This window comes from Methylobacter marinus A45, from assembly GCF_000383855.1.
GTDB lineage: Bacteria > Pseudomonadota > Gammaproteobacteria > Methylococcales > Methylomonadaceae > Methylobacter > Methylobacter marinus.
In genome coordinates this window covers 350,753-376,738 of sequence record NZ_KB912877.1, presented here as the reverse complement: position 1 = coordinate 376,738, position 25,986 = coordinate 350,753, and the positions used below count along the sequence as shown (strand labels likewise).

Genomic DNA, 25,986 nt, shown 5'->3' with positions numbered 1-25,986 from the left:
GGCGCGCTCCAGGAGATTCCTGGCAAGCTGTTTTCTGAATTTTGTGGGATAACCAAACGCTTCTTCCTGCATTGCAATCTCCTATAACCAGATGCCGGCATCCAGCGCCAGCCGCACCCTCAGCAAGGCGGTCTGGGCTTCCACTGTCAAGGCCGGTGTCAACAGTCCCTTGGCCCAAGGGGCTTGGTGCTCGAACTGCTCGCCGTAGTGCAGTCCGCAGGCGGCGAACACGAATTGTGAATCTTCGCTCAGAAAACCCCGGGTTTCGGCGCGTTTGAGCGCGCGCGGCAGCGGCGCCTCCTCCTCCAAAAGCGCGGCGCTGTCCGGCAAGGCGTTGGCCAGGGCCAGGGCGATGCGGGCGGGGCGGTCCAGCCCGAAGCTGTCCTGGCTGAGAAACCAGCCTATCGTGCCAGCTGCGCGGCCAGCTTCCGTCCAAACGCCCGGGGGCAGCCGCTCGGTCAGGGCCGCGAGACGGCCTTCGACCGGCAGGGCGGTATTGACCAGCAGCGCATGGATGGCCGGGTGCCGGTCAAAGTCCGGCGCGACGGCCGCCATCAGGTAGACGAACGAGCCCAGGCTGGCTTGCCAGGTGAAGCCGTAACAGCGCGCCCGCGCCAGGCCGAAGCCGATCAGGCGCGTCAGCGTGACCGGCGACAGCCGGGCATAGGCCGGATAGGTCTGCTGGATATGCCGGCACAGGGTGGCGCGGAATCGCTGTTCCTGGTGCTGGTCGAGCAGGCTGAGCTGATGGGGATGAATCGTCAGCATGCGGGAGCGGTCGGGGCTAATGGCTTATTGAGCGGGGCGTTTAGGGGCGTCCGAGAGGTGTTGTCCATCACGTGTTGTCCATAAGGTTCGGGTCGATAGCGCTTTTTAGTCTAGCTCAAATTTGGCAATTTAAAAAGGGTAATTGCACTCGCCGTACGGATACAGACTGATGGTAAGGTAGTTTTCCCACAGCTGTTTCACGAGCGCGAAACCCTGAAAATCGGCCGTCATCGTGAGGTGCTGTCAACGGCTCCGCAGTCAGCTGTAGCGCTTCTGTAAAAGGCCGCGATTTACCCGAGCGGCCTCATTTGTGGCCTGGGAAGGTTGCCATGCGAAATTGGAGGGGCGGGAATCGTGCGTGGTTTGGCAGATGCTCCGGAAAGCAACGACGCTTGGATGATCCTCAGTGCGCGGCCGGGTACGGAAGCGTCTTCATACATACCGAGTCGGGGAATTTCCTCCCGGCCTGGAAGTCCACGTTGGTAAAGCGGATGATTTTACTTTACAGTGAAACAGCAGCCTGCAGCGTCCATCATGCAGGCTGTACAGGGTTTTCCAACCGCGCCGCCAACCTTTTCAACCAGAGCGATGATATGTTGCTAGATACGAAGATTCCATTAAGTTATTTGTTTAACAAGGTCAAATATGATCTGTTAGTGGTGCTGGTTATATCCGGAATATTTCACACAATAAAAATTTTTTTCGTCGAGCATTTGCCTGTCATCCCGATATCTCTTGTCACGGTGTTAGGCACGAGTATTGCCTTGTTGCTGGCCTTCAAGCTCAACCAATCGTATGACCGCTGGTGGGAGGCGCGCAAAATCTGGGGCTCGATCGTCAATGACTCACGTATGCTGGTGTTGCAATTGCTAGGTTTCATAGCCGCCGAGAAACTGAAAGAGCAGGATATCGATTCGCTTGTGAGACAAATGGCGTATCGGCAGATAGGCTGGTGTTACAGCCTGGGCCAGTCATTAAGACAACAAGACCCCATGGCGAACCTGGACGGCCTGGTTGCCGCTCATGAATTGAGCGCGCTTAAAGCGCAGAGCAATAAACCGCTTTATCTGCTGATGCGTCATAGGATTGATTTGAGAACATTGCATCAGCTCGATGTGTTAAACGATTTTCAGCAAATACAGGTGGAAGGCACTATCGGCCGGCTTGGAGATTCAATGGGGAAAGCGGAAAGAATTGCGAATACGGTATTTCCGGTTACCTACAGAAAATTTTTACACTTTTTCATTTATATTTTTTTAATTTCGCTCTCTATTGCTCTGGTAGAGAGTATTGGTGTTTATGAAATACCTTTGCTTATGATTATTGCCTCAACTTTTTTTCTGATTGAAAAGTCGGCAAGACACTTGCAGGATCCATTTTCCAACCGCCCGACTGACATAGCGATTACGACCATCGCACGAACTATCGAAATAAACATCAGGCAGCTACTGCTTGAAAAAAACATTCCCAAGGCGATTGCGCCTAATGGATTTTATGTCATGTAACTGATGTTACGCATTGACGATTTTATCCCGTTTGCCGCGCCGAGCACCGGAGCTTTCGCCGAGAACAGCCCGAAGGGGCGCTTCAGGGATGAAGCGCGTTGCCAAAGGGATAGGAGTCCCTTTTGGCAACCCTTGGCGAAAGCGAGGAGCGCAAGGAAAAAGCGGCAACGGGCGGCCTTTTCTTTGGTTACTTTCTTTTGGCCGCGCAAAAGAAAGTAACTCGCCTTCGGGTGCGATAAACCCGATTCAAACAACCGTCGCGCTAGCGACACTTTATTAAATCGATCTAACTTCAACTGGCTGCGTAACATCAGTCATGTAAGTTTTTTGCCATTCAAAAGCCGGGGCTTTCATTATTCGCGCGGAGCGTGGAAATGATAGATAATCAGCCCATTTTCCGATGCAAAACAAATGGAGATTAGCCATGGCTGTAAAACTGTCTGAAATCATAGATAGCATTGAATTCATCAGTGCTGATCCGGGACTCGATAGCGAGGCGTTTTTGTCGCTGGACAGTGGGGAAATATTTATCCGTTCTCCCTACTATGACGAAGAGATGGCGAATTGTCCCGATGATGTTGATGATTCAGCCCAATATCTCCCATTGCCGCACAAGCATGAACTGGACCTTGGCGTGAGGTTGGTCAAGGTATTCGTCGCCGAATACTGTCCGTCCGAAAGCGACAAGGTACATGATATGTTCAGAAAGCGCGGCGCCTACGCAAGGTTTAAGGACTGGGCCGAGCGCAAGGGGCTTCTGGATGATTGGTACCGGTTTGAAGAGGACTCAAAAACAGCCGCCATACGGGAATGGTGCGAAGAAAATGATGTTGAATTTTCTGAATAGTGGCGGGTAGATGGACTCAATCATGTGGGGCGCGACTTCAGTCGTCCCAGCTTTCAAAATGCGGCGCGGTAATACGCGCTATAAATATAGAAAGAGATAGCCCTCGGCTTGCACCGAGGGCTCATTTTGCGGAATTATTCGCAGTTAGTCACAGTGTCTGCATCCCTGGCCGGGCCAGTCATGCAGGTATCGGTGCCGGTGCCGCCGTCCAGAATGTCGGAGCCGGGGCCGCCGCCCAGAAAGTCATTGCCCTGGCCGCCCGATACCGTGTCATCTCCTGGGCCCGCGCCCAGGAAATCATCGCCACGGCCGCCGGACAGCATATCGTCGCCCGGATGTGCGTGCAGCGTGTCATCGCCATTGCCGCCAATCAGATGATCGATGTCGCCGGCTCTCTTGCTGCCTGAAAGATAGTCGTCGCCATTGCCGCCCAATAACGTGTTATCGCCGTTACCGCCGTCGAGCATATCATCGCCGTTACCGCCACAGATGACATCATCGCCTTCGCCTGCGTAGACTTCGTCATTACCATTGCCGGCGTAGATGACGTCGTCGCCATCCGTTCCCATAATGTAATCGTCCTCGCCCGTGCCGACGCAAGTGGCCGGAATGCCGTTGCACATAGGAATTTTGCCAGCGGGTGCGGAGGAGGGATCGGCGCAGCTGATGTCGGCGGCCCAGGTTGCGGAATGGGCTGTCAGCATTAAAGTCAAGGCGCAGCCGGTCATTATTTTAGTTTTCATTCAATACCTCAAAAATGGAGTCAATACGGCCAAACAGTTGTTTGGATACAGGTGATATAGCAGAAGTTGTGCCATTCTTAAGTAATTGAATTTATTATAAGTTTATTTTTTAATAATATACTTCTGTGGCATATGCCCTGGTCAATAGGTGAAATGACACAGTTTTTGATAAAAATAAGGTTTTATAAATTGCGGAGTAATTGATGCCGCAATCCGTTGGATGCGGCATTCGGATGTGCTATGCCAGAAAGTCTTCCAGCAATTGGCTGACGAAGGGATTTTGCGCGGCGACGGCTTTGTCCGCGTCGGTGTTATAACCCCACAAGGCGAAAATGAGCTTGATCTCGGCCAGTTGGTCGTTTTTCAGCACATTCAGCAAGGTCGGCAGCCGGTCCTCGACAAAATGAATCGGCTGTCCGGAATGTTTCTCCAGCAGTTTCTTCAGAACTTCCTGCTTGCTCATATTGCGGTCCAGGCCAAAAATATGCGCGTCCGGCAACTCAATCCGGTTGGCTTTCAGGATTTGTTTGACGAAGCGTTCCTGCTTGGTGGTGATGATATACCAGATGCCCTGTTGTCCCAGCCGTTGGAGTCTTTCGCTGATGCCGGAGAATAACGGATTCATATCGATCCAGTCGGCCAGCGCCGTCTCTATCCAGGCATCGCGCGTTGCGCCGAAACGTTGTTTCAGGTCGCCGGCATCGACTTGCGCAGCCTGCATCAGGGCCTGGGTTTTGCCGGCATAGTCGGTATAGATCGCAGCCGTTGTCTCGCCCAGGTGCAGCAGGCGCATGGCCAGTATTGCTTCATAACCGGTTTCGATGATCGGCCGCACCTGGCGAAATTGGTCGATCAGTTGCGACGGCGGCACGGGGCCTGGCATATCGTCCCAGATCTGGCCTGCGCATTTCCAGCCCGTTATCGCGGTCTCGACCGCGCTGTCACAGATTACGCCGTCGAAATCAAGCGCATAGATAATGGAGTTGTTCATAGGTTTGTTGTTTTAAAGTCGTGTAAGCGGTAATTGCGGCCCTGAACGATTAACGGTGATCGGCGTACAGGCGCTTAACCCAGGTCTTGTTTTCGGCAAACCCCTCGCTGATCTTCTCGAGGGCTTCGGGGAACTGCCCCGGCCAGGCAACACCGTATTTTTCGGCCTTGTGCAGCGGCCCCAGCAAGGACGCAACGGCCAGATCGGCACGCGTGAAGCGGTCCCCGACCAGGAATTGCCGGCCTTGCAGGCGGGCATCCAGTTTCTCGACAGCCCGGCTGAGTTGTTTGAGGGCAATTTGCGAGGTCCTTTGATCGAGTTTCATCTTGCTGCGCATGGTCTTACTCAGTTTCGGGTAAAGAACCGGCATGATAAAGCGTCCGTACCAGGGGCCGCCCGCGGTAAATATCGGCATCAGCAAATCCGGGTGGTCAAGCAAGACATTGTAACAAACCATCCTGACCGGAATTCCCAGCTGTTCATCGGCGAATGCTTCCCAGTCCAGGGCCTCCTGTTTTAGCGCCTGATCGGCAGGGGTCAGTGACGATTCAGGGAACTGCTGGTCCAGATAATCGATGATGTCGCTGGAATTTCTGACGGCCTTGCCGTCATGGACCAGGATAGGGAGCGAGGACGAACCGCTCAGTTTCATGGCCTTGGATCGATGCAGGCCGGGCAGGAGGTTGATGGTCCGGTAATCCAGTTTCTTGTAATCCAGCGCCCAGCGCACTTTTTCACAATAATGGGAAATAGGGAATTGATAGAGAGTCAGCATGGTGTTTTTCCTGGTACTTGCATGTACTATTAGGCCCATCAGTTGCAGGGATCGGATGACGATTGTGAATAATAACACCTTGAAACGCAATATTGCATTCACCGGCCACAGCACCAATCTGCTGGGTATTTCCACGGCGTGGCTGGCCAGTGCCGATTTCAACGAACAGCCTTGCGAATTGCACATACACGGAACCCGCGAGGCCAATGCCGGCTTGTTCGATAAACTGGCCGGCGCGCGGACCGTGGCGGAGGCGGGGGCCGTGTTTCAGGATTACATGAGCCTGGTTTTCGGTTTTGAGGACGAGCAGCGGCTTAAAGTCGATTCGCAGGGCCGGCGGCGGTTTCGCAGCAGTTACCTGAGCCTGTTGCAGGATTGGAGCTTCGATTCCAACAACGCCCAAAGCGCGGTACTGAAGGGCTGGGTCGAAAGCCGCTTCGGTCTATTGCCGACTTATCACAAGGCGCCGATCAGCGGTTTCACCACCCAGGCCTGGATGGCGTATATTCAGGACAAAATGAACAGCCGCTATCACAACAACTGCATCTATCTGCAGCTCGATTTGCTGTACGAATTCTGCCAGTGGGTCGCGACGCGCTTCAACGCGCCGGCCGGCAGCCACATGACGCTGTACCGCGGCATCAACAAATTCACCGAGGACTGCGTGCGGGAAAAAATGGATGGCCACCGCATGTTCCTGCGCCTGAATAATATCGTTTCATTTACCGATCGCCGCAGCCGGGCCAGCGAATTCGGCGACTATATCATCGAAGCCAGGGTGCCGAGAGAGAAACTGCTGTTTTTCAATGATCTGCTGCCCCGGCATACCTTGCGCGGAGAGTCCGAGTATCTCGTGATAGGCGGCAGTTATCAGGTGCGGGTGTCTTATTAGGACAAACAGGAGAATACACAGAATGAACTTGACGCTTAAGGACCGCGCTCTGGGCGCTTATCTGGGCCTGGCCTGCGGCGATGCGCTGGGCGCTACCGTGGAGTTTATGACGCCTGAGCGAATTCGTGCCGAATATGGCGTGCATCGCGACATAATCGGCGGCGGCTGGCTGACGTTACGACCCGGCCAGATTACCGATGATACCGAAATGTCGATTGCTCTGGCCCAGGCCATGATTGACAGCGGCGGCTGGGATTTGACGCGCGTGGCCGACGCGTTCGCCGACTGGCTGCGATCATCGCCGGTCGATATCGGCAACACCTGCCGCCGCGGCATCCGGCGCTACATCAAAACCGGGGCGCTGGCAGGCCCGGTCAACGAAGCCGAAGCCGGAAACGGCGCCTGCATGCGCAATCTGCCGGTCGCGATCGCAACCCTGGGAGACGCGCGGGCATTCGAGCGGCAAACCCTGGAGCAATGCCATCTCACGCATCACCATCCGTTGTCCGATGCGGGGACGTTGTGCCTGGGGCGGATGCTGCAAGCCTTGTTTGCGGGCGACGGCATCGCGCCTTGCCGGCAACAGGCCGAGGACTTGATAGATGCGCACCCTGAATTTCAATTCGATCCCTATCCGGGCCGGGCCGGCGGCTATATCGTCGATACGCTGCAAACCGTGTTTCACTATTTTTTTCATACCGATTCATTCGAAGCGTGCGTGACCGAAACCGTCAATCGCGGCGAGGATGCCGATACCACGGGCGCGCTGGCCGGCATGCTGGCCGGCGCGCATTACGGCGTCGATGCCATTCCGCCGCGCTGGCTGGCGCAGCTGGAGCCGGCCATCAGCCGAACCCTGAAGCGGCAGACCGATGCCTTATTGAAGCTGAATCAGTCTGGAAGAACTGTGGATTAATTAAGGAATGCGCATAAAATAACTTCCTCAAGTGCGCGGATGCATTTCCGTTGTAGGTGCGGATTTATCCGCACAGTGCGAATACCCATAGGGCACAAGTGAATTCGGCCCTAAAGCTGCGTAATAGCAGCTAATGAATCATAAAGTTTTTTATCTTAACTGATGTTAGGCATGGACGATTTTATCCCGTTTGCCGCGCCGAGCACCGCAGCTTTCGGCGAGAACAGCCCGAAGGGGCGCTGCATGGATGCAGCGCGTTGCCAAAGGGACAGGAAGTCCCTTTTGGCAACCCTCGTCGAAAGTGAGGAGCGCAAGGAAAAAGCGGCAACGGGCGGCCTTTTCTTTGGTTACTTTCTTTTCGACTGCATGGATGCAGGAGGTAGAGCAATGCAGGAGCAATTGCCGAGGCCGCGCAAAAGAAAGTAACTCGCCTTCGGGTGCGATAAACCCGATTCAAATAATCGTCGCGCTAGCGACACTTTGCTAAACCGATCTGAATTCAACTTACTGCGTAACATCAGATCTTAATATTCTCTCCGCATGCTTCGCCGGATCATTTCGTTACAAAATACCAGGCCAGCTGCGCTAGAATAGCGGCCTTTTTTTAAGCCCATTGTAAGAATATGCCTACAGTTGTCTACGGGATTATTGCCTATATCCTGCTGCAATTGCTGATCGGCGTGTATTTTTCGCGCCGTATCGTCAGTGAAAACGATTATCTCCTGGCCGGGCGCAGCCTTGGCCCGGGCATGGCCAGTCTGAGCGTGTTCGCGACCTGGTTCGGCGCCGAAACCTGCATAGGCGCGGCCGGCTCCGTTTACGAGAACGGCCTGTCGGGCGCGACCATCGACCCGTTCGGCTATACCATCTGCCTGGTGCTGATGGGCATGGTGTTCGCCGTGCAGTTATGGCGGCGCAATCTGACCACGCTGGCCGACCTGTTTGCCCAGCGCTATTCGGCCAGGGTTCAAAACCTGGCCGTTCTGCTGATCGCGCCGACCTCGGTCATGTGGGCGGCCGCGCAGATTCGCGCGTTCGGGCAGGTGTTGTCGGCCGTGTCGGGATTTGAAGTGGAGCTGGCCATTGCCGCCGCGGCGCTGGTCGTGATCGTCTATACCATGTACGGCGGCCTGATGGCCGATGTCGTGACCGACGCCGTGCAGGGCGTCGCATTGATCATCGGTCTGTTGCTGCTGCTGTTTTTTGTGCTGGAGGCGGGCGGCGGTTTCGATGCGTCCATGGCGCATATTCACCCGGAAAGGCTTAGCCTGTTCGGCGCCGAAGCCGGCGGCCTGATCGCCAAAATCGAGCAGTGGGCCATACCGATCTGCGGCTCGGTCCTGTCACAGGAACTCGTCGCGCGCGTGCTGGCCAGCCGCTCGCCCGAGGTGGCGCGCCGGGCCTGTATCCAGGGAGGCCTGTTGTATCTGGCCGTGGGCTTGATACCGGTGTTCATCGGCCTGCTCGGCTTTCAATTGGTGCCGGGCCTGGCGCAGCCGGAGCAGATTCTGCCGCGGCTGGCCCGCGAGCATCTGAATACGTTTTTGTACATCATTTTCGCCGGCGCGCTGATCTCGGCTATTTTGTCGACCGTCGACAGCGCCCTGCTGGCGGCCTCCGCCCTGGTGTCGCATAACCTGATCGTGCCGGCCGTCAGGACCATCAGCGATCAGGGCAAGGTCAGAGTCGCGCGGATCGTGGTCATGGCATGCGGCATCATCGCCTTTGTGCTGGCGCTGCATGCCGATCGCGTCTACACGCTGGTGGAAGAGGCGTCGGCATTCGGCAGCGCCGGTATTTTCATCGTCGTCGTGTTCGGCCTGTTCACGCGTTTCGGCGGCAGCATGAGCGCCGCCGTTACGCTGCTGACCGGCATGTCGACATGGATTGTCGGGCATCATGTGCTCGATCTGGGCGCGCCTTATCTGCTGTCTCTGGCGACGGCGCTGGTCAGCTATGTGCTGGCGGGGTACTTGGAAACGCGGCGGCCCAAGTCATGGCTGATGGTTAAGCGCAAAGACTTCAATTTTTAATACCCGGCTTATGCAGTAAGATAGGCTTTCCACATAATAAGAAGTAGAGGAATGCATATGAAAAAGTTACGCACTTATCTGTTGGCTGCTTTTACGGCGGCGATGCTATTGTCATTTCCTGATGCCCATGCGCAATCAGCCGCGCATAAATTTGGCCGGGGACTGGCGGGCATGACCTGTGGTTTTCTGGAAGTGCCGGGCAATATTATCCATGAAACACGCGCCCAGGGTGCCGTTGGCGTACCCATCGGCCTGGCGAAAGGGGTGGGCATGCTGGTGGCCCGCGAACTCATCGGTGTTTATGAGTTTGTTTCCGCGCCTTTCCCGGCACCGGCGGGTTTTCAGCCTATTTTAGCGCCTGAATATCCTTGGGATTATTTCGAATAATATTTCATAAACCACGCAACTCACTAGGCTTGGCTGGGTGTGCATACGACATGCCGCTCTCAAAGCACGGTATCGGTTCCCACGGAGGAGAGACTGTGAAAGTATTCAATTTAAAGGGTTTAACCACGAAGGACACGAAGAGCACGAAGTTTTAAGCCTTTGATTAACTTAATTTTTTCTTCGTGTCCTTCGTGATCTTCGTGGTGAATAAGGCTTTTTATGACGTTTTTCACTAATTCTTTCACAGCCTCAGGACCGTGGGAACCAGGGAAAGGTACGCAGTGCGGACCCTACGGGCTTTTAGCCAGCCGCTAAAACAAATACCGGCTCCAGCCGCCATAGCTGTTTTCGACCTTGCCGCGCGGCAGGCTGGCGGCAATCAGCAACAGCGCCGCCAGGACGCCGGACCAGTCGGCGAGGCGGCTGCCGCCCTCCAACATCAACGGCGAGGCTATCAGGGCGATAGCCAGCAGTATATTGATGAAGCGCGCCGGCCGCATCACTTCCGCCAGCGCCGTAACGGAAACCGTCACCACGAGAGCGCCGATCAGGTGATCGCTATTGGCCTGCTCGCCTTGCGTCCCGAAAATCAGTCGCGTGCACATCAGCCAGATGCCGATGGCCGCGCTCAGAACCAGTGTCCAGGGCAGATTGACGCCGCCCCCGAGCATATCCTTGATGAGTGCCCAGGGCGAGCCTTCGAAGTTTTCCCGTTCGGTCTTGCGGCCGCCTTCCATCGTGTCGCCGCGCAGGAAAGCCAATATGACCGATTTGCCCTTGCGGCGGCGTTCGGCCAGAAATTGGCCCGTGGCGATTATTTCATCGAAGGCGTAGGGAATCTGGATCAGCATGGCCGCGGCCCCTACCAGGCACAACGTGCACCAGGTGCCGATCAGAATAGGCTGGATAATGATGAAAAAAATGCTGACGGCGCCCAGGGGCACGATCATGAGGCCGAACAGAATGACCAGCCAGGGCATCGTGCGCCAGCGGTCGCGCCCGCCGATGATGCCGGTCAGTATTTCCAGCAGGTAAGTCACGGCGCCGAGGCCGGCGTCGGGCACGGGCCAGGCCTTGGAGATGTCGGAAGTGATGATGCGCTCGGTGCCGTCGCCGAAGAAAGGGTCCCAGGCGTTTGGGAGATGGCCCAACTGATAGGCGGCCAGATAGCGCGAGACGTAGAGACCGATGAAAGCCAGAAAAATGATCGGTACGCGCTGCGTCCATGCCGATGGACTGTAGTCCCAGCCGGGCGGAATGTCGGGGCCTTTCAAGCTGGCCATGAGGCCGACGCCGGGCATGGGGCGAACCAGGAGCGCGAAGCCGATGACCAGCGAGCCCACCAGGGTATCGTTCAAATAAGCCGCCGCGCTCGAGGTCCAGAACACCAGCGGTGCGAACAACAGCCACAGGCCTACGACCGCATTGGCAATGCGCGCCCAGGCCATGCGCCGCGACAGCGACAGCGCGCCGAATACCAGCACCAGGGCGCCCGCGACCAGATCGTTGAGAATCATGGCCTCGCCCGGATAACCCAGGGTAGCCGGACTGGTCATGAGCCAGGTGCCCAACGCCATGTTCAAAAAATGCGCCCAGAGGTTTTCGCTGTGCGTCTGACGCCATGACTCGTTATAGCCATGCAGCAGGTCCTCGGCCGGCTCGGGGTGGGCTGCCATGGTTTCGACCCATTCCGCGGGAGTCAGTTTATTGCGCCGATACCAGCTCAACGGGTCGGCTTTCAGCGCCACCACGATCGCCGGCAGTGTGTCGCGCAGCGAATGCCGCGGTTCCCAAGCGAGCAGGCTCCGGGCCCGGGCGATGTTCAGTTCATAATGATCATCGGCCAGATCGACCATGAACGGTTTGATGAAGGGCTTTTCGCCCTTGTCGATGGAATCCGGTATCGCGACTTCCATGCTCTCCTGCAAGCCGGCGCCGGCCTTGGCCAACAGTTTCGGCAACGTCTCGGTCGGCCATGTTTCGCCGTGAATCAGGTAGCCGATCTCGTTCTGCAGCGCTTCATACCCTAATGTCAACGGCTCGCCCAGGAGCAGCTCAAGTTCGTCAGGCAGTTGCCTGCGCCGCCTGATCATGCGCATGAAAGCCTCGATCAAATCGTCGATATGAACAAACGATTGGCCGTGCGAGATATCGCCGGCGAAAAACCGGCTGGTGAACTGGCGCTCGTAGATCCGCTGTATCTGATTGGCGAGCGTCGGCGGCTGCAGGCTATCGGTATAGACGCCGGCGATGCGCGCCAATACATAGGGGATGGCGCCGTGCTCGTTGATGATGACTTGCTCGGTTTCCCGCTTCGATTGGGGATAGGCCCATTTAGGCTGTATCGGCCAATCCTCCGTGATCGGCACGCCGGGATCGGTCGGCGCGTGCACGAGCATCGTGCTGGCGTAGATGAACTGTTCGACTTCAAATCCCTGTAAGGCGCGCAACAGGCGGCGGGTGCCCTTGACGTTGACGCTCTCGTAAAGCGGGTTCGGTTCGCCGGTAAAATCATAATAGCCGGCCAGATGCACCACCGAGGCGATGCGCGTGCCGTGATGCTGGCGTACATCATCCAGGGCTTTTTCAACGGCGCTGTCCGAGGTCAGGTCTATATCGATGTAGCCGGGAAATTTTTCAGGGTCGGCATCCCGGTCGAGGCCGACAACACGGTAATGCTGTTCCAGCGCTTTGCTCAGCGCCTGGCCGAGGAAACCGCTGATGCCGGTAATCAACACAATGTCTTTGGCGTTCGCAGTCTTGTTAACCATGAGCGTTTTCTCCTGAAGAGTTTGAGCGATCATCCGGTTTATCGAGCCATCGCGAAACGGATACCTGACGGATTTTCGAGCGACAAGGGCAAGATAAAGTTCATGCTTTTATCGGTAATACAAGCACTTGCGCTATAGCGGGAGAACCTGTCCGCGCACCGGCATCAGTGAAAGGACAGGGCAAAAGGTTTGAAAACGGAAACCAGGAACAGAATCACGCTGGCGATAATGATCGCGGGGCCTGGCGGAATGTCGGAAGCCGCATAGACCAGAATGCCGGCCAGGCAGGCCAGACACCCCGCGAGGGTACTGATCAGCGCGTATTGCCCCAGGCTGGTGCTGAGGTTTTTGGCCGTGCAGGCAGGAATGGCGAGCAGCGCCGCGGTCATCAAGCCGCCGACGATACGCACGCCCAAGGCCACGGTGATGGCGATGCAGATGAGATAGAGCGTGTTATTGCGCTTCAGGTCCGCGCCGGCGGTCTGCGCCAGGTCCGGTGAAATGCCGGCCAGGATCAAATCCTCATAAATGGATTTGATCATCCAGAATAGGCCCAGGGAAATCGCGGCGGTACTGAAAACGGTAGCCGGTGTTATCCGGGAAATGTCGCCCAGTAAGGCGATATCCGTCTCTTCTTCCGGCAGGAACAGAAAGGCGACCGCCAGCGAGCCGGAAAACACCACCGCTGTCAACGCTTCCAGGTGCAGTTGGGTCTTTCGTTCCAGAAACCAGATCATTGCCACGCCGAAAGCCAGGAACAGCACCGCGCCGAGCGATACGTCGAAATCATAAAGCAATGCCAGGGCCACGCCGGGCAAGGTCAGATGGCCGAGCGCCCCACCCATTAATGCCATGCGTTTGGTCAACATCAACGACCCCAGATAACCGCCGACGGCGCCGATTATCCCGGCAAGAATAAGCGCAAGAAAAATTTGTCCGACCATGATTTTTTACCCGTGCCGATGTTGATAAAACTTGATGCCGGTGCCGTAAAGCTGCTTCAACTGCTCCAGCGTCAAGACTTCGTCGGGCTTGCCCATGCACATCTGCTGCCGGTTCAGGCAGAGGACTTGGGTAGCGTATTCCCAGACGACATGCAGGTCGTGAGTCACCAACAGCATGGTCAGGTTCTGTTTCTGCCAGAATTTATGCAGCAGGCTGTAAATGGTTTCCTCTCCGCCGATGTCGATGCCCGACGTGGGCTCATCCAGGATCAAGACATCCGGATTATCCAGCAACGACCAGGCAATCATCATGCGTTGAAACTGTCCTGTCGATAATTCGTTGAATTGTCGGCTTAAAAAACTGTCATCCAGACCGACATCGGACAACATTGCCTTGATCGATCCGGTATCATGCGTTTTGAAGTGAAAGAATTCCGCCAGTTGCAGCGGCGGAAGGCCTTGCCGCTGCAGCGATTCCTGAGGCGGAAGATAGCCGATTTTCCGGGCATGCCAGATAACGCTGCCCTGATAGGGCAGAAGATTCAGCAGGCCGCGCAGCAGCGTGGTTTTTCCGGCGCCGTTAGGGCCTAAAACGATCAGAATGTCCCGTTGCGCCATGGAAAAAGTAAGCCCTTCGATGATGGCTTGTCCGTCATAGCTCATGTGTAAATTGCTGACTTCCAAGACTTTGTTATCATTGGTCATTATTTCCACCGCCATGCAATAAAAAAGTGAGGCGCGTATGCTTGTATTTGGACCCGTACCGTCAAGACGCCTGGGACGCAGTCTGGGCATCAACAATATACCGCCGAAGCACTGTTCCTATTCCTGCCTGTATTGCCAGGTAGGACCGACGCAAGCCTCGGAAATTCAGCCCCGTGCTTTTTACCGGCCGGAAGATATTTTCGATGCCGTCGAGCAGCACCTGGCAAAGCTTAATGAGCGGCAGGAAACCGTCGATTATTTAACCTTCGTTCCGGACGGCGAGCCTACCCTCGATGCCGGCCTCGGCAAGGCTATTGAATTGTTGCGCGGCCTGAACATCAACATTGCCATCATCTCCAATGCCTCGCTGATCTGGCAAGCCCCGGTGCGGGAAATACTGAACCTGGCCGATTGGGTGTCGCTAAAGGTGGATTCCGTCGACGCACCGGTCTGGCGGCGCATTAACCGGCCCTGTGAAGGGCTTGTATTGGACGACATATTGGCCGGCATGCGGGCTTTTGCCGCCGATTTTAACGGGACGCTGGCGACCGAAACCATGTTGCTCGAAGGCATCAATACCGGTCAGGGCTCGGTGGAACGTCTGGCGGCATTTTTGCAAACACTGGCGCCCGACAACGTTTATCTCGCCATACCTACGCGTCCCACCGCCGATAGCAGCGTTCACGCACCCGGCGCGGAAACGCTCAACCGCATCTACCAAACCGTAAGCCTGATCATGCCCGGCGTTGAATTGCTCACCGGCTACGAAGGCGATGCCTTCTCTTCGACCGGCAATTTTACCGATGATCTGCTGGCAATCACCGCGGTGCACCCGATGCGCAAGGACGCTGTTTTAAAGCTGCTTGGCAAAACCGGTCAGGACTGGAGCGTCGTTCAACAGTTGTTGGCCCGGAAAGCATTGCGGGAAGTCGAGTACCAGGGGCATTATTTTTATCTAAGAATGCATCATTAAAAACAATTTGCATCTCTTATCCCACCACTGCCGTAATGCCCTGGTAGTCAGTCAATTTAATTATGGCGGGTAAATTGTAGGTGCGAATTTATTCGCACTATTCACACGCTATGAATGCTCTGCAAATTTTACTCGTCAGACCAAGGCTAACTGAGTGCCAGTTGTTAAATTCATGGAGTTATGGCGCCGTTTGAGGCGGCCCCGTTGTTGCGCCGGCCGCCAAAGTTCGGTTCGAGTAAGAGCGCGGTTTGTCCGCCATTTAAAATCAAAGGGAATTATACAGTTCCAACGTTTTGTTGATTTTTTCTGTCGCGCCTTCAATATCACCTTCTTTTAATTTGATTTGCGCCTGAATGATGCATGCGTTGGCCTGTTTGACGATGTCCGGATCTCCCGTTATTTTTTTGGCAATCGCACGCGCGGCTTTTAGATGATTACTGGGCGGCACGAAATCGTTTTTGACGATTTCGACTCTCGCCGCTTCAAGATGCATGATGGCTTCATTGGGGCTGTAAACTGAAGGTTTGGCGGCTTCTTCCTGCGCATAAGCGATAGGGCTGGTTGAAGCCAATGAGAAAGCCAGTAAGAACGTTAACGCTGTGTGTTTGATAATATTCATAAAATAAAGTCTTGGTTGTGATTATCGGATGGTGTCGGTAAACATGCTTGAAAAACAAACTGTTTCGGCCTGCATGCCGCGGATTAATCGCCGATGACCTTAGGAACGTGAATTTTATAACTCCCGCAACTGACTTGTCTTTCTGTCCCTCTTCGGCGTTGCGCAAACAGTTTCATAGCTGGCTATGCGCCTGTTTGCGCGCCTTGAATATGAACAGAAATCCTGCCTCAATTGCGGGTCTTATTTCATTCCCGTTCCTTAGTTTTAAATGGATGTGATTTGCAGTGAAACTATCATAGTGTGAACTCAGTGGACAATACGGATAAATACCTAACGGATGTTTCGCGTGGAGACGCGGCATGCGCCCACCCTATAGCTGCGGGCTATGTTTATCCTGTACCAGAGGTATGTTATCCCGGTTTAACAGGCAAGCCTTCGAAGATAATCTCTTGAAATTATCAGATGGCAGGGGAGTCGGGTTTAAAAAAAGCCATGTTTCATGGATGGCTCAGGTTAAAAGAGATCAGCCATCGACGTTTGTTATGTTCGATTGCATACCATGCGGTGATTGCAGCATGGGCTACCGGCTGTACGTCACAAGGGGGAAAGGGCTGTGAATGAGGGACAAGTCGACACGGAAAAGCGCCTGACCGAATTTGTTTATGTTGATGGAGTTTTGTCGATGTTCGATATCCTGTCTCGGCAATAAAAAACCGCCTTTGCTTTTGCCGAGGCGGTTTGTCCCAGGTAAGCCCTTTATGCGCTTCTGTTGTTTTCGAGCAGGCTGTACGTCAGTGAATATGTACCTCTCGCGATTTGACCGTATCGCTTCTGCGCAAAACATAGCGATCCGCCTCACGGGTCATCCTGGCGCCATCGTCATTAAGCTGAATGAGCGTCCCTTCATCTTCAATATGGTAGTACCGTTTATGCGTCCCGCCCTTCTTTGGCGTTAAAACAACGGTTTGATCTTCGTCGTTCCAGCTGTATTTCCCTTTTTCATAAAATTCCCTTGAGGACTCTCTTGCGGGCTGAGTTACCAGCAAATAATTGTCTTTTTGTTTTAAAGACAGCGTCGTTTTGATTCCCGCGCAATCGTCGCAGGGGAGATAGCCGTAGAAAACACCACGAAATTCCAGACTTTTATCGATATGGTTTTCGTGTGCGGCGTGATTGGTTTCTTGTTCGTGGATTTTTGCCCGCGCTCTGGCGAAGCCTTCTTGCGCTTCGAGGTCGGTGGCTGCCATTGCGGGAACAGCAGAGAACAGACTGGTAAAAAGCAACAAGCCCAGACTGTGTGTAAAGGGTTTTTTTAATGCTTGCATAATGACTCCCCGGAAAGTAACGATGGTTATGCCAGTGGATAATGGAAGGGAAAATTTACCAGATTTGCCCTCAAAGAGCTTGTAAATTTGTCAGCAAAAACCGGTCCGAACCACGTCATTTGCCAACCTCCGGTCATTCAGACGGTATTGGCGACAGATAGCGCTGGAGGTGAAGAGGGTGTGGTGGGTGAAGCGCGGCAACGCATGCCGGCGCCTTTGGGGATCGCAATCTCAGGATGCCGCACGGTACTCGGCCATGGCCGAAGCAATAACAAGGATGGCCGAGCGCATCAGAAACACCACGAGTCCCAGCGCAACCGCCATGTCGGGCCAACCGGAACCGGTAAGCCAGACGGCTCCCGCCGCCGCAAAAACCGCAAGATTGGAGACGATGTCGTTTCTCGAACACTCCCATACCGAACTCATGTTCACATCCTCGCGGCGGTGCCGCCACAGCAGAAAAAGGCACAAGGAATTCGCGGCAAGATCAAGCAGGCTGAACGCGCCCATGACCTCGAAGAGGGGCAGACTCGGGACGAACAGTTTGTAAATAACCTGAGCGGCCACGGCGATCGCCGCAAGAAAAATAAGTCCCCCTTTAAACAGGGCGACTTTGGCCTTGACGGCCGTGCTCCTCGATACCGCGTACAGGCTCAGGCCGTAGGTCAATGCGTCGCCCAGGTTATCGAGACTGTCAGCCAGCAGCGCGGTTGAATTGCCATAAAGCGCCGCGGAGACGATTACAAAAAACATCACGGCATTGATGCCGAGGACCATGTATAGCGTCCCGCGCTGCCGTTCGCGCAGGCGCTCCAGGGAACATTCATCGTCGCAACAACCGCTCATCGTGCAATCCTCATTAAGAAACGTGAATGAAATAAGAAACGTGAATGAAATAAGGATTTGGTTGTAAATAATTTCCCTGTTTAAACATAGGATGTGCCGACGACAGGAGGCGCATCGTTCGCGAGCGATGCGCCTCCTGTCGTCGGCACATCCTATGCAAGATTCCAGTTTCAGGAAGTAATCTTTAGCCAAATCCTAAGGAATCGAATATCGACAATATTGACTGTCTTATATGAAACCTGATTCATTGTAATTCATCATAAACCCATTGAGTTGATTGCCAAAGTTCTGACGTAACTGGGCAATGGCTGCCTGTCTTGTACCAAACTGAATACAGTCGATGCGAATTAATATTTAGGCGGCCAGATCAAGGCCGGGGTCTTACAAATAATGTATCTATGATATTTCCCTGAGCAGGACAGGTTTGATTAATTTTAGGGTATAAGATAGAACTAATATTCATTGGCAAGGGGGCGTTGCCATTTCCAGCAGGCGCTATCACCGCACCTTATAAATTTCCACATGCAGGATAGTTGTAAATGTATATCAATTTGGGCGACATGAAAGCCGGCGACCGGGGACGCGTCGCGGATTACGACAAAAACTTCCTGCCTTACCGGCATAAGCTGATGGCCATGGGCCTGACGCCCGGCACGGAGTTCAAAGTCGTGCGTATCGCGCCGTTGGGCGATCCGGTGGAAATCCGGATGCGCGGTATGGATATCAGCGTGCGCCGGGACGAGGTGGCCGGCTTAAAAATTGAACGCCTGGACAGTGAGGCGACCGTCACTAAGCCTGCTCCGCAGCAGCGGGAATACACCGTCGCCGTCATCGGCAATCCCAACAGCGGCAAAACCACGCTGTTTAACGGCCTGACCGGCGCCCGGCAGCATGTCGGCAACTGGCCCGGCGTCACCGTCGAACGCAAAAGCGGCTTTTACCGATACGACAACAAGGCCGTCAGAGTCGTCGATCTGCCCGGCATCTATGCGCTGGACGTGAGCGATACGACCACGGCGCTGGATGAAAAAATCGCCCGGGATTACGTGCTGTCGCAGCAGGCGGATCTGATCATCAATATCGTCGACACCTCCCATCTCGAACATAATCTGTACCTCACGACACAGCTGCTGGAAATGCGGCTGCCGATGCTGGTGGTGCTGAACAATATGGACGATGCGACGGGCCGCGACATCAAAATCGACAGCAATGAAATTGCCCGGCGTCTCGACTGCCCGCTGGTTTCGCTGATGGCAACCCGGGCCGATCAGGTCAGGGCGCTGAAATCGACGATCAACCGTCTGCTGGCGCCTAAAACGCTGTCCCATTTCGCCGTCGACTATCCCCCAGAGATTCAGGCGGCGCTGGACCGGCTGGCGCCGCTGGTCGAACAGCAGCTGGACAACCGCTTCGGCGATGCGCGCTGGTTCGCCGTCAAGCTGCTGGAACAGGACCGTTTCGCGCTCGACCAGGCCGACCCGTCGCTGGCCGGGACGGCGGCGCGGCTGCGCCGCGAAATCGAAGAACAAACCGGCGACGAGGCGGATGTTCTGATTGTGGACAGCCGCTACGGCTTTATCAGCGGCTTGGTTAAAGAGACGCTGACGCGCAAATCCGAGCTGGGCCGCAATCTGTCCGACAAAATCGACAACGTGATTATGAACCGTTTTCTGGGCATTCCGATCTTCTTCGGGGTGATGTATCTGATGTTCACATTCACGATCAAGCTCGGGCGCGCCTTCAAACCGTTCTTTAACGACCTCGCGCAGGCGTTTTTTGTCGATGGCATGGGGCATTTTTTGACGCTGCTGGATAGTCCGCAATGGCTGATCATGCTGATGGCCCAGGGCGTCGGCAACGGCATCCGGGAAGTCGCCGCGTTCGTCCCGATTCTCGGTTTTCTGTATCTGTTCATTTCGGTACTGGAGGAGTCGGGCTACATGGCCCGGGCGACGTTTGCGATGGACCGCTTCATGCGCGTTCTGGGACTGCCCGGCAAGGCCTTTGTGCCGATGATTCTGGGCTTCGGCTGCAACGTGCCGGCGATGCTGGCGACCCGCACGCTGGAGCGTCCGCGCGACCGCCTGTTGAGCATCCTGTTGAATCCATTCATGACCTGCGGCGCGCGCCTGGCTGTCTTCACGCTGTTTGCCGCGGTTTTTTTCCCGGACAACGGCGGATTGATCGTTTTTATACTCTATCTGATCGGCGTGGTATTCGCCGTATTGACCGCCTTGTTGCTGAAGAACACATTTCTGAAAGAGGAATTCTCGCTGGTGATGATGGAAATTCTGAATTATCACGTTCCGAAGTTGAAAAATGTGCTGATCAACAGCTGGACCCGGGTCGAGACCTTTGTCGTGCGGGTCGGGAAACTCATCATCACGATGGTCGTGCTCTTGAGCATCCTCAGTTCGCTGGGGACGGACGGCTCCTTCAGAGCTAATAACATCGAAAATTCGGTGCTCAGCGCCGCAGGGCGCGCGGTAACGCCGGCGCTTGCGCCGCTGGGCGTCAGGGAAGACAACTGGCCCGCGACGGTGGCGCTGTTTACCGGCGTGCTGCATAAAGTCGTCGTGATCAGCACGCTGAAGACCATCTACGCGCAAGCCGCTCAACCGGAAGCCGCCAAGCCGGCCTTCGATCTGGGCGATGCGGTCAAACGGGCCTTGATGACCATTCCCATGGGGCTGAAAAAAATGTTCGGCACCGGCCCGCAAAGCCAGGCGGCCGGCCAGGATCCGTTCGTTGCGGCGCTGCATGCGTATTTTCACGGACCCATCGGCGCCTTCGCCTATATGCTGTTCATTCTGCTGTATTTTCCCTGTATCGCCACGTCGGCCGCCGCCTATCGGGAATCCAGCCTGCGCTGGTCGGTATTTATGGTGGTCTGGTCCACGGGGCTGGCTTATCTGACCGCGACGCTGTTTTACCAATTGGCGACCTTTAGCGAGCATCCCGAAACATCGACGGCCTGGCTGGCCGGGGTTGCGATGATCGTCGTTGCGGTTGTGCTGGTGTTTCGTTATTGGGGAGATCTTAACAAGCGTAGGTCGGGTTAGCGCCAGCGTAACCCGACATCCTCTCTGACGCTCGGTAACTGCTCCTGCGTTACTCTATCTCCTGCATCCATGCAGTCGTAACCCGACCTACATCTGATAAAGGGCACAACCATGATTTATAAAACTTATTTCGACAAAATCGATGCCGAACTGCTGAAAATCAGCCCCCGCCGGGACATCATGCTGCTGCGCGTCATCGCCGCCGTCATTCCGGTGGTCTTGTTCGGCCTGGACGCGCTCTATGACCTGCCGGCCTTGTACTGGCTGGGCATGCCGTTCTATCTGTTCTGCCTGGCGCTGTATCTGGAAAGTCTGTTGAAAAGCGTGCTGATCATGCGCAAGGTGTCGGCGGAATTGCTGATCGTACTGGTCATGACCGTGACGCTGATCGACGGCGCGCCGTTGAGCGGGGCGATGGTCGCCTGGTTTATCGGCCTGGGGTTATACATCTCCTTCACGATCATCCGGAAAAACCGGGAAAAGATCGAAAGCCTGATTCAGGAGGGTAAAAAAACCGCCCAGAAGCTGCAAGGCGATAACATTGTAGAAATACCCATCAACCAGGTTCGCCAAGACGATGTCGTGTTGATCGCTAAAGGCGCGATGGTGCCGATAGACGGAACCATCATCGAAGGCGCCTCGGCGATCGACGAATCCACCATGACCGGCGAACCCTTTCCGGTTTACAAGAAGACCGGGGCCAGCGTGACCTCGGGCACGCTGAATCTGAGCGGGCCGCTACAGGTCAAGGCCGACAAAAACGGGGATGATTCGTTTCTTTCGGTGATCACCCAGGAAATCGAAAACAGTCTGGAGAATAAGTCGGAATTGCAGCGGCGCGCCGATACCACGGTACAGATTCTGCTGCTGTCGGTCACGGCCTATGCCTTTCTGCTGTTGTTTATCACCGGCAGCCTGCATCTGATGGCGACGGCGCTGGCGGTGGTCTGTCCCTGCGCCTGGGCGCTGGCGACGCCGACCGCATTCGCGGCCAATATCGGTTACCTGGCCCGGTCGAACATTCTGGCCCGCGGCGGCGAACCGCTGGAAAACATGCAGGACATCAAAACCCTGATTCTGGATAAAACCGGGACGGTCACATTGGCGGAGCCCGAAGTCAGCCAGGTCATCGAAATAGGCCTGCCGACACAGCCATTGCTGGAACTGGCCGCGTCGATCGAATCCCGTTTCGATCACCCGATCGCGCGCTCGATCATCAACTATGCAAAAAAACAGGGCGTTAATGCTTTGCTGCCGGTCGAACGGGCCGAGGATCTGCCGGGCCGCGGCATCAAGGCCCGAATCGAAGGTCAGGACATCCTGATGGGCAGCGCCGAAACGCTGAGTCTTCAGGGCATTGAATTGCCGGCTATCGATTATACCGGCCGGGCGATCTGGCTGGCGGCCGGCGGCGAAGTCAAGGGCGTCATCGTCATTCGCGACGTCATGCTGTCGGAAATGCAGGGCCTGGCCGATACCATCCGTGCCTGCGGCATCGAAAAAGTGGTGCTGGCGACCGGCGACAACGAGGAGCAGGAAGCCAAACGCGTGGCCGACTACATCCACGCCGATGAATACCACTTCAATTGCAAGCCGGACGACAAAACCGCGCTGGTCAAACAATTTCAGGCGCAGGGCAAGGTGGCCATGGTCGGCGATGGCGTCAATGACGCGCCGTCTCTGGCCGCCGCCAATGTCGGCATCGCCATCGGCGGGCACAAGAATGTCAATCTGGCGATCATTTCATCGGATGTGGTCATTCTCGGGCACGATGCCCAGGATCTGGTCACGATCTTGCGGCTCGGCCATAAAATGGGCGGCATTATCCGGCAGAATTATATGTGGGCCGTCGGTTTCAACAGCGTCGGCCTGGCGCTGGCCACGTTCGGCCTGCTCAATCCGATTTTTGCCGCGCTGCTGCATCATGTCAGTTCGGTGTTTGTCGTCGTCAATGCCGGCCGACTATATTTCACCGGCATCGAGCAATCGCCGATCGGGCCTATGTTCAGAAAAATGGATGAGCTGACCGGCCGCGAGCAGCGCGGCCAAGCCGAGCGCTTGCCTTCCGATTCCGAAGCGGTCGCCGAACAGGATTCCTAGACCCTGCCTCGAGAAAATTTTTGCAAAGTCGGGACTTGCTAAATTCGCTGTTAAGTGCCTTCCCGCCAGGATGTTAGATAATTCTGCTGTTCCGCTGTCAAGGTGTCGATATCAATGCCCATCGCTGCCAGTTTCATCCGGGCCACCTGTTGATCGATCCCGGCCGGCACCGGATGTACGGCGTTGTCGAGATCGGCGCCATGCTGCCACAAGTAAGCCATGCTCAGGGCCTGATTAGCGAAACTCATGTCCATCACTGCGGCCGGATGGCCTTCGGCCGCAGCCAGGTTGACCAGCCGCCCCTCGGCCAGCAAGCGGATCTGGCGGCCGTCTTCCAGAAAATACGTTACGACATGGGCGCGTGGTTTGTGTTTGTTGGCGGCCAGCGCTTCCAGCGCCGGAATGTTGATTTCGACATTGAAATGGCCGGAATTGGCGATCACGCAGCCATCCTTGATGACCTGAAAATGCGCCTGGTCCAGCACATGTTTGTCGCCGGTGGCGGTGACAATGAAATCCGAGCAGGCGGCCGCCTGCAGCATGGGCATGACCCGAAAACCGTCCATCGCCGCTTCAAGGGCCCGGAGCGGGTCGACCTCGGTGACGATGACCCGGGCTCCATGGCCCTTGGCGCGCATCGCGATGCCGCGCCCGCACCAGCCGTAGCCGGCTACCGTGAACGTCTTACCGGCCAACAGGATATTGGTGGCACGAATGATGCCGTCCAGCGTGCTTTGGCCGGTGCCGTAACGGTTGTCGAACAGGTGTTTGGTCATCGCATCGTTGACCGCGATCACCGGAAACTGGAGGGCATCGTCCGCCGCCATCGCCCGCAGCCGTATCACGCCAGTGGTGGTTTCCTCGCTACCGCCGATCATCTCGTCCAGTAACTCGCGGCGATTTTTATGCAGTTCGCTGACCAGATCGGCGCCGTCATCCATGGTCAGTTGAGGGCGGTGATCCAGCGCCTTGCCGATATGCCGGTAATAGGTATCGCTGTCTTCACCGCATCTGGCGAAGACGGGGATTTGGTCATGCCGCACCAACGCGGCGGCGACATCATCCTGCGTGCTGAGCGGATTGCTGGCGCACAGGACCAGTTCGGCGCCGCCCGCGGTCAGCGTGCGGGCCAGGTTGGCGGTTTCGGTGGTGATATGCAGGCAGCCGCTGATGCGTGCCCCGGCCAATGGCCGCTCTTGCCTGAAGCGCGCCTGTATCGCGCGCAGCACCGGCATTTCGGAAAAAGCCCAGTCGATGCGCTCCCGGCCTTGATCGGCCAGCGAGAGATCGTTGATGTCATGGTCGATATTGAGCATAGCGGGTTCTCCTGACGAATGGTTGAGAAACGCGTTTTGTAACAGCCAGCGGCAATCGGGCATAAAAAAACCGCCAATCGCCAATTAGACAGCCGATGTCAGCCCAAAGCCACATCCAGAATCATCATCACAATAAAGCCCAGGATAATGCCCCGCGAAGCGTAATGGGCATTGCCTCTCTCCCTTGATTCGGGGATCACCACGTCGATCACGACAAAGATCATGGCGCCGGCGGCGAAGGCGAGGGCATAAGGCATGATGGGAAGGCTCACGGTGACGGCGGCGGCGCCTATGACGGCGGCGACGGGCTCGACCACGGCGGAGAGCTGCCCGTACCAGAAACTGCGCAGCGGCGACCAGCCCGCGCGACGCAAGGGCATGGCTACTGCGGTGCCTTCGGGAAAGTTTTGCAGGCCGATGCCGATAGCCAGGGCGACCGCGGTGCCCAGACTGGCCGTTTCGAAACCGCCGGCCAGCGCGCCGAAAGCGACGCCGACGGCCAGCCCTTCGGGAATGTTGTGCAATGTAATGGCGGATACTAGCAGCAAGGTGCGTTGCCAGGTCGTGGGGCCTTCCTTTTGCATCGTTGTATCCACAGAGCCGATCTGAAAGCGGTTCAGAAGCATGCCGGCGATACTCAGCGCGAACGCGCCGAGGCTGAATCCCGCCGCAGCCGGAAACCAGGCAAAAGCCCCGTAATCGCTCGACAAATCGATCGCGGGCGCAAGCAGGGACCAGTAGCTGGCCGCCAGCATCACGCCTCCCGAAAATCCGAGCATGACGTCAAGCAGTTTCTGGTTGATTCGTTGGGTGAAAAAGACCAGGGCGGCGCCCAATGCGGTCATTCCCCAGTTGAATACGGATGCCAGCAGGGCTTGCAGAATGTGCGAAATCCCGGCAAACCAATGGGCGGCAGACTGAAGTCCTGTGTGAATCCATATTGTGAAAAAAGACAGATCCCACTCGGAGGCGACAAAGGCCAGGCCAGCCTCCGCTTCAGTCACGGTCCGACTGCCCCGAAAAAGTATCTTCATACTCGGCGCGAGTTTTGCGCCAGGCCGCATATTTTTCCAATTCGGATTGCACGAGCTTCAGGATAAGCGCCAGGACGGCCACATCGTCCATGTAGCCGATTACCGGGATAAAATCCGGGATCAGCTCCACGGGATTGACCAGGTACAGCAGACCGAAGACCACGGCCACAATCGCCCAGGCCGCGATATTCCTGTAGGCGCCGGAGCGATAATCCCTGATCAATTCCAGGCACAGTTGCACGTCTTTCAAGAGCTTATGCAGCGAAGGGATGCTTTTTACTTTATCCTTGATTTCGATAGCCTTCTCAATAATTCGATCAAGGTGCCGGTCGGTGACTTTTCCGCTGTTATGTTCGAAAAAGGCCTGGTTCAACTGATCCGGGGATTTCCGGTTATCGTCATCACTGGTCATACTGAGCTCCGCTGTTGACTGT

Annotated in this window: 23 protein-coding genes; 10 read left to right on the top strand and 13 right to left on the bottom strand. The window is 55.8% G+C overall.

The genetic code is table 11. The features are described from left to right. Window positions 1-81 precede the first annotated feature (81 nt). The gene (locus tag METMA_RS0101580; RefSeq protein ID WP_020157305.1) at window positions 82-768 is read right to left on the bottom strand and encodes a hypothetical protein; all 687 of its coding nucleotides are present in this window, start codon (window positions 766-768) and stop codon (window positions 82-84) included. Window positions 769-1,076: 308 nt separating this feature from the next. Between METMA_RS0101580 and METMA_RS0101570 the strand changes: the two genes are divergently transcribed. Together METMA_RS0101570 and METMA_RS0101560 are read left to right on the top strand one after the other, a co-directional pair. Further along, on the top strand, window positions 1,077-2,273 hold the full coding sequence (locus tag METMA_RS0101570) for a bestrophin family protein (protein WP_198014446.1): 1,197 nt from the start codon (window positions 1,077-1,079) through the stop codon (window positions 2,271-2,273). Between the two features lie 424 nt (window positions 2,274-2,697). After that, window positions 2,698-3,120 carry a UPF0158 family protein gene (locus METMA_RS0101560; RefSeq protein ID WP_036254275.1) on the top strand — a complete coding sequence of 141 codons (423 nt, stop codon included), beginning with the start codon at window positions 2,698-2,700 and terminating at the stop codon, window positions 3,118-3,120. Window positions 3,121-3,254: 134 nt separating this feature from the next. On the opposite strand, the gene METMA_RS23710 is transcribed toward METMA_RS0101560, so the two are convergent. The 3 genes from METMA_RS23710 to METMA_RS0101545 form a co-directional block, all read right to left on the bottom strand. Then, a complete protein-coding gene (locus METMA_RS23710; protein ID WP_020157300.1) occupies window positions 3,255-3,863 on the bottom strand; it encodes a calcium-binding protein in 609 nt (202 codons plus the stop codon). Window positions 3,864-4,101: 238 nt separating this feature from the next. Beyond that, window positions 4,102-4,854 (bottom strand): HAD family hydrolase, encoded by a 753-nt coding sequence (locus tag METMA_RS0101550; RefSeq protein ID WP_020157299.1) that lies wholly within the window; start codon window positions 4,852-4,854, stop codon window positions 4,102-4,104. A gap of 49 nt (window positions 4,855-4,903) precedes the next feature. After that, a complete protein-coding gene (locus METMA_RS0101545) occupies window positions 4,904-5,629 on the bottom strand; it encodes a glutathione S-transferase family protein (RefSeq protein WP_020157298.1) in 726 nt (241 codons plus the stop codon). Window positions 5,630-5,684: 55 nt separating this feature from the next. On the opposite strand from METMA_RS0101545, the gene METMA_RS0101540 reads away from it, so the two are divergent. The 5 genes from METMA_RS0101540 to METMA_RS0101520 all read left to right on the top strand — a co-directional run bounded on the left by METMA_RS0101540 (window position 5,685) and on the right by METMA_RS0101520 (window position 9,857). Continuing rightward, the gene (locus METMA_RS0101540; RefSeq protein WP_020157297.1) at window positions 5,685-6,521 is read left to right on the top strand and encodes an NAD(+)--dinitrogen-reductase ADP-D-ribosyltransferase; all 837 of its coding nucleotides are present in this window, start codon (window positions 5,685-5,687) and stop codon (window positions 6,519-6,521) included. Window positions 6,522-6,543: 22 nt separating this feature from the next. Beyond that, window positions 6,544-7,437: an ADP-ribosyl-[dinitrogen reductase] hydrolase gene (draG, locus tag METMA_RS0101535; RefSeq protein ID WP_020157296.1), complete on the top strand. Its 894-nt coding sequence runs from the start codon at window positions 6,544-6,546 to the stop codon at window positions 7,435-7,437. A 171-nt stretch (window positions 7,438-7,608) separates the two neighbouring features. Continuing rightward, complete coding sequence (locus tag METMA_RS0101530) at window positions 7,609-7,863, top strand: hypothetical protein (RefSeq protein WP_232216307.1); 255 nt, start codon at window positions 7,609-7,611, stop codon at window positions 7,861-7,863. A 197-nt stretch (window positions 7,864-8,060) separates the two neighbouring features. Next, window positions 8,061-9,470 carry a sodium:solute symporter family protein gene (locus tag METMA_RS0101525; RefSeq protein ID WP_020157294.1) on the top strand — a complete coding sequence of 470 codons (1,410 nt, stop codon included), beginning with the start codon at window positions 8,061-8,063 and terminating at the stop codon, window positions 9,468-9,470. A 57-nt stretch (window positions 9,471-9,527) separates the two neighbouring features. After that, the gene (locus METMA_RS0101520) at window positions 9,528-9,857 is read left to right on the top strand and encodes an exosortase system-associated protein, TIGR04073 family (protein ID WP_020157293.1); all 330 of its coding nucleotides are present in this window, start codon (window positions 9,528-9,530) and stop codon (window positions 9,855-9,857) included. A gap of 311 nt (window positions 9,858-10,168) precedes the next feature. On the opposite strand, the gene METMA_RS0101515 is transcribed toward METMA_RS0101520, so the two are convergent. The 3 genes from METMA_RS0101515 to METMA_RS0101505 all read right to left on the bottom strand — a co-directional run bounded on the left by METMA_RS0101515 (window position 10,169) and on the right by METMA_RS0101505 (window position 14,277). Beyond that, window positions 10,169-12,628, bottom strand: a complete 2,460-nt coding sequence (locus METMA_RS0101515; protein ID WP_020157292.1) for an NAD-dependent epimerase/dehydratase family protein — start codon at window positions 12,626-12,628, stop codon at window positions 10,169-10,171. A 164-nt stretch (window positions 12,629-12,792) separates the two neighbouring features. Continuing rightward, on the bottom strand, window positions 12,793-13,572 hold the full coding sequence (locus METMA_RS0101510; protein WP_020157291.1) for a metal ABC transporter permease: 780 nt from the start codon (window positions 13,570-13,572) through the stop codon (window positions 12,793-12,795). A gap of 6 nt (window positions 13,573-13,578) precedes the next feature. Then, the gene (locus tag METMA_RS0101505) at window positions 13,579-14,277 is read right to left on the bottom strand and encodes a metal ABC transporter ATP-binding protein (protein WP_040590877.1); all 699 of its coding nucleotides are present in this window, start codon (window positions 14,275-14,277) and stop codon (window positions 13,579-13,581) included. A 37-nt stretch (window positions 14,278-14,314) separates the two neighbouring features. On the opposite strand from METMA_RS0101505, the gene METMA_RS0101500 reads away from it, so the two are divergent. Further along, the gene (locus tag METMA_RS0101500) at window positions 14,315-15,250 is read left to right on the top strand and encodes a radical SAM protein (protein WP_020157289.1); all 936 of its coding nucleotides are present in this window, start codon (window positions 14,315-14,317) and stop codon (window positions 15,248-15,250) included. Window positions 15,251-15,515: 265 nt separating this feature from the next. Here METMA_RS0101500 and METMA_RS0101495 read toward each other — a convergent pair whose 3' ends face one another. From METMA_RS0101495 to METMA_RS0101485, 3 genes are all read right to left on the bottom strand, one after another. Further along, window positions 15,516-15,869 (bottom strand): hypothetical protein, encoded by a 354-nt coding sequence (locus tag METMA_RS0101495; RefSeq protein WP_020157288.1) that lies wholly within the window; start codon window positions 15,867-15,869, stop codon window positions 15,516-15,518. A 791-nt stretch (window positions 15,870-16,660) separates the two neighbouring features. Further along, on the bottom strand, window positions 16,661-17,194 hold the full coding sequence (locus tag METMA_RS0101490; protein ID WP_020157287.1) for a copper resistance protein NlpE: 534 nt from the start codon (window positions 17,192-17,194) through the stop codon (window positions 16,661-16,663). A 231-nt stretch (window positions 17,195-17,425) separates the two neighbouring features. After that, window positions 17,426-18,040, bottom strand: coding sequence for a cation transporter (locus tag METMA_RS0101485; RefSeq protein ID WP_020157286.1), 615 nt, complete (start codon window positions 18,038-18,040; stop codon window positions 17,426-17,428). 539 nt (window positions 18,041-18,579) lie between these two features. On the opposite strand from METMA_RS0101485, the gene feoB reads away from it, so the two are divergent. Both feoB and METMA_RS23700 read left to right on the top strand, forming a co-directional pair. Beyond that, entirely contained in the window at window positions 18,580-21,102 is a 2,523-nt protein-coding gene (gene feoB, locus METMA_RS0101480; RefSeq protein ID WP_020157285.1) for a Fe(2+) transporter permease subunit FeoB, read from the top strand. 111 nt (window positions 21,103-21,213) lie between these two features. Then, window positions 21,214-23,202: a heavy metal translocating P-type ATPase gene (locus METMA_RS23700; protein ID WP_020157284.1), complete on the top strand. Its 1,989-nt coding sequence runs from the start codon at window positions 21,214-21,216 to the stop codon at window positions 23,200-23,202. 50 nt (window positions 23,203-23,252) lie between these two features. Here the strand turns inward: METMA_RS23700 and ahcY are convergent, their stop codons facing one another. The 3 genes from ahcY to METMA_RS23695 all read right to left on the bottom strand — a co-directional run bounded on the left by ahcY (window position 23,253) and on the right by METMA_RS23695 (window position 25,964). Further along, on the bottom strand, window positions 23,253-24,518 hold the full coding sequence (gene ahcY / locus METMA_RS0101470; RefSeq protein WP_020157283.1) for an adenosylhomocysteinase: 1,266 nt from the start codon (window positions 24,516-24,518) through the stop codon (window positions 23,253-23,255). 98 nt (window positions 24,519-24,616) lie between these two features. Then, window positions 24,617-25,552, bottom strand: coding sequence for a ZIP family metal transporter (locus METMA_RS0101465; RefSeq protein WP_084254067.1), 936 nt, complete (start codon window positions 25,550-25,552; stop codon window positions 24,617-24,619). After that, entirely contained in the window at window positions 25,515-25,964 is a 450-nt protein-coding gene (locus METMA_RS23695) for a YkvA family protein (protein ID WP_020157281.1), read from the bottom strand. Before METMA_RS23695 ends, METMA_RS0101465 begins: the two co-directional genes overlap by 38 nt. Between the last annotated feature and the right edge of the window lie 22 nt (window positions 25,965-25,986).